The following is a 14,107-nucleotide window of genomic DNA, read 5'->3' on the forward strand; positions in this document are numbered from 1 at the left end:
GGCGAAACTGGCAATAAAAAGCCTTTTACCCGTCTTTTTTCGACGTAAACTCAGGGTAAGCTTCAACGCCGCAATCGACTTGATCTAAGCCGATATATTCCTGCTCTTTAGTTACACGAATGCCCAATATTAGCTTCAGTATAGCCCAGACAATAAGACTACTGAAAAACACCCAGCAGAAAATGGTACCGACACCGGCTAACTGAATAACAAAGCTGGCACCGTCATCGCTGAGCGGCACCACAAGGGTACCGAAAATACCGACCACACCGTGTACCGAAATAGCACCGACCGGATCGTCAATGTGGAGCTTATCCAGCCCAATAATGGAGAGCACGACAATAAGCCCCGCAATAAAGCCGATAACGCCGGCAAGCCAGGGTTCTGGGGTAACAGGTTGTGCGGTAATGGCAACCAGACCGGCTAAGGCACCGTTTAAAATCATGGTTAAATCGGCTTTTTTCCACAACAGCTTAGTAAATAGCAGCGTGGCGATAGTGCCAGCTGCGGCCGAGGTATTAGTGTTTACCATGGCGCGGGCTATGGCATTGGCATCGTCAACGGTGCTTAGCGCTAACTGTGAACCGCCGTTAAAACCAAACCAGCCAAACCAGAGAATGAAGGTACCCAGCGCGGCCAGTGGCATATTAGAGCCGGGTAAAGCGTTGATACTGCCATCACTCAGGTATTTACCGGAGCGCGGGCCAAGTAAAAGAACCGCAGCAAGTGCCGCTGATGCACCGGTTAAATGCACAATGCTGGAGCCGGCAAAATCGACAAAGCCCCATTCCGTCAGCATTCCACCGCCCCAGGTCCATAAGCCCTGTACCGGATAAATGACCGCACTAAGCACGACACAGAACAGCAGAAAGCTCATTAGCTTCATACGCTCGGCAACGGCACCTGAGACTATCGACATAGCAGTAGCAACGAACACCATCTGAAAAAAGAAATTAGCGTCAGCCGCGTAAGCTGAGGTTGAAGGATCGGGGTACATGACTTTGTAGCCGATAACCAGGTAAACAATACAGGCGATGGCGTAGAGCACGATGTTTTTGGTCAGAATTTCGGTGGTGTTTTTGCTTCTGACCAGACCCGCCTCCAGCATGGAAAAACCAGCCGCCATCCACATAACCAGCGCCCCGGATATGAGTAAGTAAAAGGTGTCTACCGCGAAAGTGAGTTGTTGTAAGTTTTGTGCTTCCATGATGGGCTCCTTAAAGGGCGTCTTGGTCGGTTTCGCCAGTGCGTATGCGAACGCATTGCTCCAGCGGCATAACGAATATTTTTCCGTCGCCGATATTGCCGGTATGAGCCGCGGCAATGACTACTTCCAGAGCTCGTTCGACGGTTTCGTCGGGAACCGCCAGTTCAATTTTCATTTTGGGCAGGAAGTCGACTTGATATTCGGCGCCCCGGTACAGTTCGGTATGCCCCTTTTGACGTCCTACTCCCCGGACTTCGGTTACTGTCAGGCCTTTACAGCCAATTTCAAACAGCGCTTGCTTCACATCCTCCAGCTTGAAGGGTTTGATTAACGCAACGAGCATTTTCATGGTGCTTTCCTTATTAAAATATTGTTAAGCAACCCTTTAACTTCACGAAGCGTGCCAGAATTTAACTAGCTGATATTTATGAATAAATAATATTTACGTAATTTTTCTGCACAAAAAACGTGCGCCCCTTCTGTGCATTGCACCAAAAGTGCTATTGAACCAAAAGGGTACAGGGGAGATACTATTTACCTACAGTAGCGAATGATTAAGGGTGCAGTGGCATGAGAGTTGGCGCGCGGCAGAGCGATCTTATCGGGCAGACGGATTTACTTCGTATACCGTCGCTGTCTGATTTAACCGGATGCGATATCTTTATTAAATGCGAGTTCCAGAATCCGGGCGGCTCCATTAAGGATCGCGCGGCTAAGCAACTGATTGATGACGCTATGGAACGCGGCGAGTTAAAGCCGGGTATGACGGTGGTTGAAGGTACCGCCGGTAATACCGGTATTGGCCTGGCTGTTGTGGCAAAGTCTTACGGCTTGCGTATGTTAGCGGTCATGCCCAATGACCAGACACCGGAGAAAGAGCGCATGATCCGCTTGCATGGCGGTGAACTGATGGCGGTTGATCCGGTTCCTTTTAAGAACGAAAACCACTTCTACCATACGGCGCGCCGTTTAGCGGAAGAACGCGATGATTGCTGGTGGGCTAACCAATTTGAAAACACCAGTAATGCTCGTGCGCATTACCTTCATACTGGCCCGGAAATATGGGAACAAACCGAAGGGAGAATTGACGCTCTGGTGTCTGTGGCTGGAACCGGTGGCACCATTGGTGGTAACTCTCGCTTCTTAAAAGAGCAGAACCCGGAACTGGATGTTTGGGTGGTTGACCCGGATGGTTCCGGTATCTATGAGTTTTTACGCAGCGGCGAATATGTGTCGAATGGCGGCTCTATGACGGAGGGCATTGGTATTATGCGGCTAGTGGATAATTTCCGCCAGGCACGTATTGATCACGCGGTTAATTTGCCCGATCAAGATTTAGTGACGTTGTCACGTTATATCCGAGACGAAGATGGTATTGTTCTGGGGAGTAGCTCGGCGCTAAACGTGGCTGGTGCGTTGGCCGCAGCTTTACGAAAAGGTCCGGGACACCGCATTGTGACCTTTTCCTGTGACTTGGGTGAACGTTCGGTGAGTAAGCTGTACAACCCGGAATATTTGCGCGGACGCGGGTTAAACCCTGACCCGGAACCCATTGACGTATTAATGACGCGTTATCGCGAGCTTGGCGATAAGGTACTAGAGGTTAACTGGAACAATGACTAAACGTATTTTTGGGTGTTTGTTTTTATTGGTATCAGCAACCGCAGTTCAGGCGCAGGACGAGACGCCGGATGCGCCGTTCCATGACCTTCAAGTTCCGCAGTTTCTGGACATTGCGCACCGCGGTGCTTCCGGTTATTTACCCGAGCACACTCAGGCCAGCACCGTTATGGCTCATGGGCTGGGAGCGGACTTCATAGAGCAAGACGTGCAACTGAGCCGTGACAGCGTTCCGGTCGTTCTGCATGATGAAATTCTGGACCATGTCACCAATGTCTCCGAAGTGTTTCCGGAAAAGCATCGTCCCGATGGTAAATACTATGTGGTCGATTTTTCGCTGGAAGAGCTTAAACAGTTAACTATGGTCGCCCGGCATAAAGATTATGAGCTGGTTTACCCTAAGCGATTTTCTCACCCCGATGTTCACTTTCCTATACAAACGCTGGATGAGGAAATCAAACTGATTCAGGAGCTGAATCGCGTTCGGGATATGTCGACAGGCATTTATATCGAGATCAAATCTCCGCGCTGGTATCAGCAGCAAGGGTACGACGCGACGGCGGCCGTGATGTCTGTCCTGGCTCACAACGGATACCACGACAAACGGCCAACACCGGTTTATCTGCAGTCTTTTGACCCGGAAGTGTTACGTCGCTTAAAGCGTGAATTTAACTGGGACTTTCCGTTAATTCAGCTGGTGGGTGACAATGAGTGGGGAGAGACCGATATTGATTACAGCGCCATGCGCACGGGCGCCGGGCTGGAGTCAGTAAAAAGCTACGCTGAAGGTGTCGGCTTGTGGGTAAACCACGTATTGACCGGAGTGAATGAAAACGGTGAGCCTGAATGGGACAGTGTTTTAAAGTCAGCGGAAGAGAAAGGTCTGGATGTTCATGTTTATACCTTGCGGGCCGATGACTTACCCGAAGGCGTGGAGTCTCATGCGCAATTACGCCAGTGGTTAAAACAAGCTGGCGTAGAGGGCGTGTTTACTGACTTTCCGGATAAAAAGTAAAGCGCATTTTGAAACCGTCGCTGCCGTCATCGTAGTATTCCGGCAGAATATCGATGGTTTCGAAACCACAGCTTTGATACCAGTGAATAGCGGCCTTGTTGTCGCTTTTCACTTCCAGCGACATGGCATTAGCGCCGGCGGTTTTCGCCGAATTCAGCACTTCATTCATAAGCAGATTACCTACCCCTAAACCGCGAAAGCTCTGAGCTACGGCTATTGAGTACAGGCGCCATACTTTGCTGTTACGCCGGGTAAAGGCAATAGCATACCCGGCTAAATCGTTACCTGAGCGCGCCACCCAGCAATAGTTATGGCTGGATTCAATTACTCGTTTAAAACTGCGACGACTAATGCAACTGTAATTAAAAGTTGCACGTTCTAAAGAAACTAATTGTTCAAGGTCACTCTTGTCTGCCCGCTCAATGCGAAACTCAGTATTCATCCAGGCGTCGTCCAAAGTCAGCCATTATTAGCCGGTAAAGCTCATAACCTAAGTGTTTGTCTTCCACACCAGATTCAATTGACGGGTTGTCATTAATTTCAATAACAACAGGGCCTTGCGGTGTTTGTTTAATATCTACACCGTACAGGCCGTCACCTATTAAGCGGGTTGCCTGTAATGCCAGCCGCACCACATCTTTAGGAGCCTGATGCACGCCTAAAGTGGCAAAAGAACCGCTTTTACCTCGTGAGGACGACTCGCTGTGGTTATAAATTTGCCAGTGGTTACGCGCCATAAAGTACTGGCAAGCGTATATGGGTCGGTTATTCAGTACACCAATACGCCAGTCGTAGTCGGTTCTCATATACTCTTGTGCCAGCAGTATAGTGGACTGCTCGAAAAGCTCCGTTGCCACTTGTTTAAACTGGGCTAAGTCTTCTGCTTTTTCCACGCCAATAGAAAATGAACCGTCAGGAATTTTCAGCACAACCGGGTAACCCAAACGTTCGCCTATTGCTTCGTAGTCGATATCTGATTGGCTCAACAAGAGTTCTGTTTTTGGTGTCGCTACCTTATGTTTATCCAGTAACTCTTTTAAGAACACTTTATTGGCACATTTAACAATGGAGTCCGGGTGGTCAATGACGACCATACCGTTGGCTTCGGCTTTTTTCGCAAAGTGGTAGGTATAATGATTAATACGGGTGGTTTCGCGAATGAAAAGCGCATCGAACTCCAACAGACGATTGAAATCGTTTGCGGTAATCAGCTCAGCTTCAATATCGGCCTCTTTGGCGGCTTTTATAAACAATGACAGTGCTTTTTTGTCACTGGTCGGAATGGCTTCGTCCGGGTTATACAAAATGGCCAAATCAAAACGGTACTCTTTGCGGGTGCGCGCTTTGCGCCACACTCGTTTACTGAAATGATCCAGTGAGTTACCAAAAAAGCTTTGTTGCTCATCAGTTAACTGATTCAACGCACCTGATGTCAGCTTGTTAATATGCCAGCGACCGTTAAATTCCAGTTCAACTTTTAAAATAGGGCATGGGTAGCGCTCAAATATTTGGCGTGCAAAAGAAGCCAGTTCAGGCTGTTCGCATAAGCCAAAACAAATCAGTAGCGACAGCGACTTTTCGTCACGATTCTGCAAATATTTAGTGAGTGATCGGTCGGCGGTATTAATCAGTAACTGATAATGGGAAAAGTTGGTCAGGTCATTAATAGTCGCAACCGACGGCATAACTCTTTGTCCGCGAGCCTCTGCCAGCAGACTAACGTAGTAGCCGGTTGACAGGTAAGATAAGTCGTTACACAAATTTAGAACATGATAACGACTCTGCAAGTGTGCCGATTGTAAGTATTCACTTGCGGTGAGTAGGCTTTGACTAGGGTAATAAGGCTGCCAGTCGGCGGCGTTATCTATGATAAGGTGAACGTGTTGCTGCATGTCGTAAAGTACTCAGAAGTCGTTAAAAATAATGTAAGTTATTTGCTTATTATTTGCGTAATAAATGCAACTCACACTATATTAGAAAGACGACGGATAACAAGCAGATTTGCTGTTTTATCTTTTTCAAAGGAGTCAGGTGAATGCTGACAATTCTGGCAAAGCTGTTAAAAGCTTTGAATTCTGAAACCAGCGCCTGGGCACTGGCGTTAGCTGTAGTACTAGGAATGTTTATGGGGATAACCCCGCTATGGCGAATTCATAACTTAATAATTTTATTGGCGGCATTAATATTCCGCGTAAACCTCAGTCTATTCATTGTGTCTTTTGGTATTTTCTCGGGTATTGCTTACCTGCTGGACCCTTGGTTCCACAGTGTCGGTTTGAGCTTATTAGAAGCGTCAGGCTGGCAGGGCATTTATGAAGCACTGTATGCAACTGCCTTAGGACGTCTGTCCATGTTTAATCACACCATAACTATGGGTAGCTTTGTTATCGCTTTGATTGCCGCGCCGGTTGTAGCTGCGTTGAGTTACTGGATTATTGCCAATTACCGTAAAAGAATTCAGGCTCAAATAATGAAAATGCGCGTGGTGCAGGTTATTCGCGGTAGCCGTTTCTGGCAGATCTATACGGACTTGAGGGGGTGAGTATGAAGCGCAGTATCATTCGCTGGCCGGGACTGGCCGTTTTCGCCGGGTTCGTATTGTTGTTGGTCGCTATTTCCTGGTTGTTTCTGGACGCTATTATAAAAGTTACATTAGAGCACACGCTGGGAAGACTGAACGGCGCTGAAGTTAATATTGAGCGAGTGGAGCATAGCTGGGTACCTTTATCTCTGACTTTGGCCGGTATCCAGGTCACCGACCCTAATGCACCGAAAAATAACCGGGTACAGGTTGGTGAAGCTTCAGCGGACATCAGCCCTACAGAAATTGTGCTTGGCCGAACCTTAATTGAACAGCTGACTATGACCGGCGTTCGTGTTAATCAGCCACGGGAAAGCGAGGGTGACGTTTATGTCATGCCGGATCAGGAAGACGTGCAGAATTGGGCCAGTCAGTCCTGGGATAAACTGACCATGTCTTTACCTTCTGTGGACGATATTGTCAGCCAGGTTGATTTGCGTACAGAAACGGTGATTGATGAAGCCAAAGCTGCCTACGAGCAGCAAGAACAAGAGGTTAAAGCAGCTAGAGAAGCTTTGCCGAGTAAAGACAAAATAAAAGAATACGAAGAGAAAATTAAGCAAATTACCGAAGGCAAAGTAGAAGGCCTGGCTGATATTGCGGCGAGAAAAGAGGCTTTAGATGAGTTAAAAGACTCGATTCGGGCAGACAAAGAGGCGGTCAGCAACTTTCGTGATGAAGTGAAGCAGGCGAAAGAGGTGGTGCAACAGCAAATAGCCGACCTTAAGAACGCGCCGGGTAACGATATTGACCGAATTAAGTCGTTTTTCAGTCTGGACGGAAGTGGTTTAGAGAACGTGACTGGTTTGTTATTAGGCGAAAAAGCGCGGGAGTGGAGTAAGTACGTACTTCTTGCCTATGAACAGCTGGGGCCTATGCTGGCGCGTTCGGACAACTCTGCAACGGTAGAGCCGGTGCGCGGCGAGGGGCAGAGAATTTCCTTTGCCGATGACAACGCACCACCGGAGTTTTTAATTAAAAAGGCGCGCACCGAATTTATGGTTGGCGGTACGGTTATTGATGTCGACTGGCAAAATATTACCCACCAGCATAATTTACTGGGTCAGCCGACGACGTATCAGGCTCGGGCCGATAACAGCGACTTGTGGAATGCGTTTAACCTGAATGGCGAATTATCGCTGACTGACCTGGGCATTGATGCGAAGCAGCAATGGCAGTTAAAAGGCGCAAAACTGAATAACCTAAAGCTTAGTAATAGCAGCGAACTCAGTGCCAATATTTTATCGTCCATGATGGACAGTGATGGAACCGTGCTAGTTCGTGAGAATAAACTGGACGGGAAAGCCATGGTACGCATGCTGAATCTTGACTTAGAAGCCGAGGGCAGCAGCAAACTGACTTCTGCGGTTGCAGGTGCTTTAAAGCAACTACAGCGGTTAGATATTACCACCAACATTGGCGGTGATATTCAACGGCCATCGCTGAGTTTTGAATCCGATTTAGATGACCAATTAGGCGATGCGTTGGCTCAATCCGCGATGGGCGAGGCCGACGAAAAACTGGCCGAAATAAAAGCTGACCTTACTGCCAAAGTTTCAGAGCAATTAGGTGGTCAGCAAGGCTTGCTGGAAAATCTGACTCAATGGGACAATGAATCTGGTGAACAGAGCAAACAACTGGAAGAGCTGTTAAAAGCCAAAGTTGGAGACAGTCTTAAGGATAAGCTCAAGGGCCGCCTTTTGGGCGGCTCTTGAGTTCCATTTTTATAGCATAAACAATCCAATAGCCACGGCTAAACCCATTAATGGCACCACAACAGTTACTGCGGCAACCGCCCAATAAGCGGCGCTGTGTTTCTCGTTACAAATAGCGCGAATAGTGGTAACTACGTAGCCATTGTGGGGCAGCGAGTCGAGCGCTCCTGAGGAGATCGAAACAATACGGTGCAATTGCTCGGGGTTAACCCCCGCCGCCATGTAGTGCGGGCCTACTTCAGGTAAGGCGATAGCCTGCCCACCGGATGCTGAACCGGTTAACCCAGCAATAACACTTACTGCAACCGCTGCGCCCACCAACTCATTGCCTGGCAAGCTAGTCATGGCAGTAACGGCGGCATCAAAGGCCGGAGTTATTTTGGCGATGCTGCCAAAGCCAACCACTGCCGCAGTATTACCAATAGCCACTAAAGCCCCTGTGGTAGCTTCATGAATGGCGGTCTGGGGTTTGTGAAAATGCTTAAAGTTAATAACGGCAATAGCAATTACACCGCCCAGCAAAGCTACTATCAGGGCGTTTTGCTGCAAGGTGTCGTGAAAGGTAAAAGATAGCCCCAGAACAACTAACAGTGGAATTAAGCCACTAATGGGTGAGGGCAGTTTCCGCTCCAGCAATATCGGGTCGCCTTCACGTGCTTCAAACTTCTCACCATTAGCTATGGCGCGGTTAATAATCTTTCTTAACCACCAGTAGCCAAAGGTTGCCATTAATACTGCGACTACCAAACTGACTTCCCAGGCAGCATAAGGCGAAGTGCCGAGGTATTTTACGGGTATCCAGTTCTGGATTTCCGGTGAGCCGGCTGAGGTCATGGTAAAAGTGACGGAGCCAAAAGCCAGTGCTGCCGGAATAAAACGTCGAGGCAGGTTGGCATCTTTAAATAAACTGAGCGCCATTGGGTAAACCGAAAAAGCGACAACAAAAACGCTGACACCGCCATAGGTTAAAATGGCACAGGCCAGTACCACCGCCAGAACTGCCTGCTTGCGACCGAGTTTATTGATGATCCAACTCGCGACACTGTCGGCTGCTCCGGTATCCTCCATGAACTTACCAAATAGAGAACCGAGTAGAAACATAAAGAACCAGGCGGCAACAAAGCTGGCAAAACCATCCATATAAGCACTAACGAAATTGACCTCGCCGGTCAGTAGCGGCACTCCACTACACAACGCGACTATAACAGCGCACAGAGGGGCACTGATAAACAGGTTTACTCCTTTTAAAGTGAGTACGATAAGCAACACAAGGCCGCCAACCAGACCAATCATACTTAACATGAGTTACCCCGCGGATTAAAGAAACAAAACATGCTCAACATAGCTAATGATCCTGATGATCCCGGAACACGGGCAGTGACCAGTTAAACTTGATTGCTCCAAGTCTAATGAGCAAAGTTGAGGTCATGCCCGCAGCTAATGCTATTAAAGGTTGATAGGGCACAATCAGGACATAAACGGTAGCGCCGATAATACAGGTGGTGGCGTACAGTTCGCTTTTTAAGACCATTGGAATATCGCGCGCCAGAACATCACGCAGCATGCCGCCAAAACAGGCCGATATAGTGCCCATGATGATAGCGATAAAGGGCGGAAACCCCGCTGATAGAGTTTTCTCCGCGCCCATAGTCGCAAAAAACGACAGACCAATAGCATCTGCAACCATGAGTGTGTTCATAGGAATATAGGCTCTGAACCGCAGCCATATAATGGTGAGCAGCGCGGCGACAATTATGGTGTAGAGGTAGACAGGGTCATGTGTCCAGAAAACCGGTAAACCAAGAATGAGATCGCGCGTTGTACCGCCGCCAATTGCTGTTGCTGAGGCTAAAACGAGCACACCAAAACCATCCATCTTTTTGCGAAACGCTAATAACGTACCGGCTACCGCAAAAACCGCGACACCGGCATGGTCTGTCCAGTAAAATATTAATTCCATGAGTCATCAAAAAGTAGCAATGGTATGGCTTAGTTTGTCATTAACCTTTATGGATTCCCAGCACAAATTGATTGGCTATTTAGACGTCATAATTTTATGATGGCATCAATTTAAAAGCTGTTGTTGGGCTAAGGAATAGCGAAAATGAGTGCAACCGAGTACACGACAAAACATGTAGTTGACGATCTCGTTAGTAGCTATCAACGAGTTCCAATGTTAGTGATCGCAGCGCATCCTGACCGGTCGCGGATTGGTGAACGCGCAGCGTTAATGGATTTGTACAGCGAAGGTAGTGACTACCTAAGCCGGATAAAGCCTGAGTTTGCCAAAAATGGTAATGCTGGCAGAGCATTGCTTGATGAATTTATCAGTCGTTCTCCAATCATTTTTCAGCGCGAATCAGGTGGCCGTATTAAGCTAAAGGCGCATAGCACCAAAACAACAGTTACTATTGCCGGACGTGGTGCTCAGGACGAATATATTCTGAAAGAAAGTGACTTGGATAACGGTGTCGTTATTGGCTTAAACCACCGCATCGTTTTACTTTTAAAATTATTGCCGCTGCAAGACTCCTCGGTAGATGACAATGATGTGCTGTTTGGTATTAGCTCGGATATTCGTGCCATTCGGAATCGCGTTGCTCAACTGGCTGGGATGGACTTGCCGGTTATGATTAGAGGTGCTGCCGGAGTGGGTAAACAACAGGCGGCCTACGCGATTCATCAGGCCAGCGAACGTCGGGAACAACCTTTTATTAGTGTTAATCTGGCTGCCATACACGATGCAGTTGCAGAAGCTGAATTATTTGGTAGCTATCGAGGCGGTAGCCGGCAACCTGGCTATTTTGAGCAAGCCGGTGGCGGTACTATTGTGCTGGAAGACATCGAGGATGCCTCGCCGGGCTTACACCGTTTGCTTTATACCGTTCTACAAAGCAAATCTGTAGTACCTGTTGGTACAGAGGAAACGCTGCCAATTACTTGCCGTATTATGCTGACCAGTCATCAGGACTCTCGTGGCTTTGAAGAGAATTCAACGCTGTCCATGCTAATTGAAAAGCTTTCAGCTTATCAGTTGTTCATCCCGCCATTAACCGAGCGCCGTGAAGATATCGGTTTGTTATTCGACTATTTTGTACGTGAGCAGTGGCGTAAGCTCTACGCTGACCGCTCACATGATGTCAAAATTCCTGGTGAATTGATGAGCCAACTGCTGACCTTTCATTGGCCGGGTAATGTACGACAGTTGCGCAACGTAGCGCGGCAGGTCGTTATTGATAGCCGTGAGCAAGAGCAACTGCACCTTGATCCACAACTTTTATCTATGCTTAAGCCGAGCAACCCCGGGCATTGGGAAGATGAAACCAGCGTTCATCGTAAGCCCAACAGTGTTAGTCGAGATGAGTTACTGGAAACCTTGCGCAGCTGCCGGTTTGAGCTTCAGGCCACAGCAAAAGCTCTGGGCATCTCACGGGCATCGGTATATCAGCTTATTCAGCGTTTTGAAGGGGTTCGTACCGCGCAGGATTTATCCGAAGAAGAGATTAAAAAGAGTTATGAGCAGAACCGTTCCGATACTGAAAAAATGATGTGGGATTTACAGGTATCTCAAATAGGTTTACGGCGTCGGCTTAAAAGTTTGGGATATGATATTTGATAATACTGAGCGGCGTTAAACTTTCTGATAGTATAGCCGCCTTAGAAAAATTGAATTGCATTCTGGAGTAACTGTCCCCATATCGTGAGATGGTTATCCGAAATTTAATAATAAATTTAAATTAACTGAGGGAATTTTATGGACTTTTTTATTAGCTCAGCATACGCGCAAGACGCTGGCGGCCAAGGCAGTGGTGGTATGGAACTGATTTTCATGCTGGTCATGTTTGCGTTAATTTTTTACTTCATGATTTATCGTCCACAAGCAAAACGTGTCAAGCAGCATAAAGAGCTGATGGGTGCTTTGAGCAAGGGTGATGAAGTGCTGACTCAAGGTGGTTTGGTCGGTAAAATCACTAAAGTAAGCGAAGACAAAGACTTTCTCGTTATTGCTTTAACTGACGAGCTTGAAGTAACCATTCAGAAAGGTTCTGTGACTTCCGTTCTTCCGAAAGGAACAATGAAGTCTCTCTAATCTCTGACATTAGAAACAGGGGCACGACGTGTTAAATAAATACCCGTTGTGGAAAAATCTGCTGGTTATTTTTGTCGTATTGGTGGCAGCGCTTTATGCGCTGCCAAACATTTACGGTGAAGATCCAGCAGTTCAAATTTCCGCAAACCGAAATGCGACCATCGATACCAGCACCATGGATCGCGTAAAGAGCAGTCTGGAAAACGTTGGCATACAACCCAAAAGCATTGCTCTAGAAGAAGAGCAGCTTTTAGTTCGACTTAACTCCGATGATGAGCAATTAGAAGCTCGTGAAGCTATCATGGGGAGTTTAGGTGACAACTACATAGTCGCTTTAAACCTTGCTCCAGCAACACCCGAGTGGTTGAAAAGTGTTGGCGCTCAGCCAATGAAGTTAGGGCTGGATTTACGCGGTGGTGTGCACTTCTTGATGGAAATCGACATGGACGAAGCCGTCCATAAAATTGTCGATGGTATGAAGGACACGATTCGTGCCGAACTTCGTGAAGAGCGTATTCGTTACAGTGCTGTTCGCGTTAATGACACGACGGTTGAAATTGAACTTCGTAATGAAGAAGCTTACGCCGAAGCTGCTGAGTATCTGGATGGTCGTTATCAGGGGTATACGCTTCTGGAAGACGATGAAAACCAACTGCTGCAACTACAGATGAGCGAGCAAAAGCTTGCTGAAACACGCGATTACGCAGTATCTCAAAATATTACCATTATGCGTAACCGGGTTAACGAATTAGGTGTTGCCGAGCCGGTTATCCAGCGTCAGGGTTCAAACCGCATTGTGGTGGAATTACCTGGTGTACAGGATACAGCAAGAGCGAAAGAGATTTTAGGGGCTACAGCAACGCTGGAGTTCCGTATGGTTGATTCCGAGAACGATGTGCGTGACGCCCAGAACGGTCGGGTACCTTTTGGTAGCGAGTTAATGCCAATGCGCGATGGTCCTGCTCAATTGCTGAAAGAAGAAGTTATTGTTACGGGTGATCACATAGTGAACGCCAGCGTTGGTTACGACGAGTACAACCGCCCGCAGGTTAATATTACCCTGGATGGTGCTGGCGGTAACAAAATGTCCTTAGCAACTAAAGACAATGTCGGTAAAGCAATGGCGACAGTCTTTATTGAGTATAAAGCCACAGACGAGCGCGATGAAGAGGGTAACTTACAGTTCACAAAGAACGCGGAAGTTATTAACGTGGCGACTATTCAATCACGTTTGCCTAGTAGCTTCCGTATAACCGGCGTCGGCGCTCAGGAAGCTAAAAGCCTTACTTTGTTACTTCGCGCTGGCGCATTGATTGCCCCTATTCAAATTGTCGAAGAACGTACCGTAGGGCCAAGCTTAGGTCAGCAGAACATTGATGCTGGTACTCAGGCTATTTTTTGGGGCTTTGTTTTAGTTCTTGCCTTCATGTTGTTGTACTACAAAAAGTTTGGTCTGGTTGCCAACTGTGCTCTGGCAGCAAACCTGGTGCTTATTATTGGCGTGATGTCGATGATTCCGGGCGCAACGCTGACCTTACCGGGTATGGCCGGTATTGTACTGACAGTTGGTATGGCAGTAGATGCTAATGTGCTTATTTTCGAGCGCATACGCGAAGAAATAAAAGCCAAACGAAGCCCTCAACAGGCAATTCATCACGGCTATGACAGCGCCTTGTCGACCATTGCCGATGCAAACGTAACCACGCTGATTGCGGCGCTTATCTTGTTTGCTATTGGTAACGGCCCTATTAAAGGCTTTGCTATCACTCTTGCTATCGGGATTATAACGTCCATGTTTACTGCGATAGTCGGAACCCGTGCCATTGTTAACTCAGTTTGGGGCGGCAAAAAGCTGTCTAAACTGTCTATTTAGGGGGAG

13 protein-coding genes are annotated in these 14,107 nt (G+C 47.7%); 7 read left to right on the forward strand and 6 right to left on the reverse strand.

Annotated elements, in window-relative coordinates; translation table 11 throughout:
* Window positions 1-25: 25 nt before the first annotated feature.
* Both DEU30_RS05705 and DEU30_RS05710 read right to left on the reverse strand, forming a co-directional pair.
* Window positions 26-1,207: an ammonium transporter gene (locus DEU30_RS05705; RefSeq protein ID WP_034822216.1), complete on the reverse strand. Its 1,182-nt coding sequence runs from the start codon at window positions 1,205-1,207 to the stop codon at window positions 26-28.
* 10 nt (window positions 1,208-1,217) lie between these two features.
* A complete protein-coding gene (locus DEU30_RS05710) occupies window positions 1,218-1,556 on the reverse strand; it encodes a P-II family nitrogen regulator (RefSeq protein ID WP_011235392.1) in 339 nt (112 codons plus the stop codon).
* Window positions 1,557-1,777: 221 nt separating this feature from the next.
* Between DEU30_RS05710 and DEU30_RS05715 the strand changes: the two genes are divergently transcribed.
* On the forward strand, window positions 1,778-2,830 hold the full coding sequence (locus DEU30_RS05715) for a cysteine synthase A (RefSeq protein WP_011235391.1): 1,053 nt from the start codon (window positions 1,778-1,780) through the stop codon (window positions 2,828-2,830).
* A complete protein-coding gene (glpQ, locus tag DEU30_RS05720; protein WP_011235390.1) occupies window positions 2,823-3,842 on the forward strand; it encodes a glycerophosphodiester phosphodiesterase in 1,020 nt (339 codons plus the stop codon). The genes DEU30_RS05715 and glpQ overlap by 8 nt, the downstream gene beginning before the upstream one ends.
* Here glpQ and DEU30_RS05725 read toward each other — a convergent pair.
* Both DEU30_RS05725 and DEU30_RS05730 read right to left on the reverse strand, forming a co-directional pair.
* Window positions 3,817-4,284, reverse strand: coding sequence for an N-acetyltransferase (locus tag DEU30_RS05725; protein WP_114981695.1), 468 nt, complete (start codon window positions 4,282-4,284; stop codon window positions 3,817-3,819). The two genes, glpQ and DEU30_RS05725, sit on opposite strands and share 26 nt — an antisense overlap.
* Window positions 4,274-5,734 (reverse strand): RimK family protein, encoded by a 1,461-nt coding sequence (locus DEU30_RS05730; protein ID WP_034822220.1) that lies wholly within the window; start codon window positions 5,732-5,734, stop codon window positions 4,274-4,276. The genes DEU30_RS05725 and DEU30_RS05730 overlap by 11 nt, the downstream gene beginning before the upstream one ends.
* Window positions 5,735-5,877: 143 nt before the next feature.
* Between DEU30_RS05730 and DEU30_RS05735 the strand changes: the two genes are divergently transcribed.
* Both DEU30_RS05735 and DEU30_RS05740 read left to right on the forward strand, forming a co-directional pair.
* On the forward strand, window positions 5,878-6,384 hold the full coding sequence (locus DEU30_RS05735; protein ID WP_110014140.1) for a DUF2062 domain-containing protein: 507 nt from the start codon (window positions 5,878-5,880) through the stop codon (window positions 6,382-6,384).
* Window positions 6,385-6,386: 2 nt separating this feature from the next.
* Entirely contained in the window at window positions 6,387-8,138 is a 1,752-nt protein-coding gene (locus tag DEU30_RS05740; RefSeq protein WP_034822224.1) for a TIGR03545 family protein, read from the forward strand.
* Between the two features lie 9 nt (window positions 8,139-8,147).
* On the opposite strand, the gene DEU30_RS05745 is transcribed toward DEU30_RS05740, so the two are convergent.
* Entirely contained in the window at window positions 8,148-9,440 is a 1,293-nt protein-coding gene (locus tag DEU30_RS05745; protein ID WP_034822225.1) for an SLC13 family permease, read from the reverse strand.
* A 43-nt stretch (window positions 9,441-9,483) separates the two neighbouring features.
* A complete protein-coding gene (locus tag DEU30_RS05750; protein ID WP_011235379.1) occupies window positions 9,484-10,098 on the reverse strand; it encodes a trimeric intracellular cation channel family protein in 615 nt (204 codons plus the stop codon).
* Between the two features lie 144 nt (window positions 10,099-10,242).
* Between DEU30_RS05750 and DEU30_RS05755 the strand changes: the two genes are divergently transcribed.
* The 3 genes from DEU30_RS05755 to secD all read left to right on the forward strand — a co-directional run bounded on the left by DEU30_RS05755 (window position 10,243) and on the right by secD (window position 14,101).
* Complete coding sequence (locus DEU30_RS05755; protein WP_114981696.1) at window positions 10,243-11,754, forward strand: sigma 54-interacting transcriptional regulator; 1,512 nt, start codon at window positions 10,243-10,245, stop codon at window positions 11,752-11,754.
* Between the two features lie 138 nt (window positions 11,755-11,892).
* Window positions 11,893-12,228 (forward strand): preprotein translocase subunit YajC, encoded by a 336-nt coding sequence (gene yajC, locus DEU30_RS05760; RefSeq protein ID WP_011235377.1) that lies wholly within the window; start codon window positions 11,893-11,895, stop codon window positions 12,226-12,228.
* A gap of 28 nt (window positions 12,229-12,256) precedes the next feature.
* Window positions 12,257-14,101: a protein translocase subunit SecD gene (gene secD, locus DEU30_RS05765; protein ID WP_114981697.1), complete on the forward strand. Its 1,845-nt coding sequence runs from the start codon at window positions 12,257-12,259 to the stop codon at window positions 14,099-14,101.
* Window positions 14,102-14,107: the final 6 nt, after the last annotated feature.

The organism is Idiomarina sp. 017G, assembly GCF_004362265.1.
In the GTDB taxonomy this organism is placed as follows: Bacteria; Pseudomonadota; Gammaproteobacteria; order Enterobacterales; family Alteromonadaceae; genus Idiomarina; species Idiomarina loihiensis.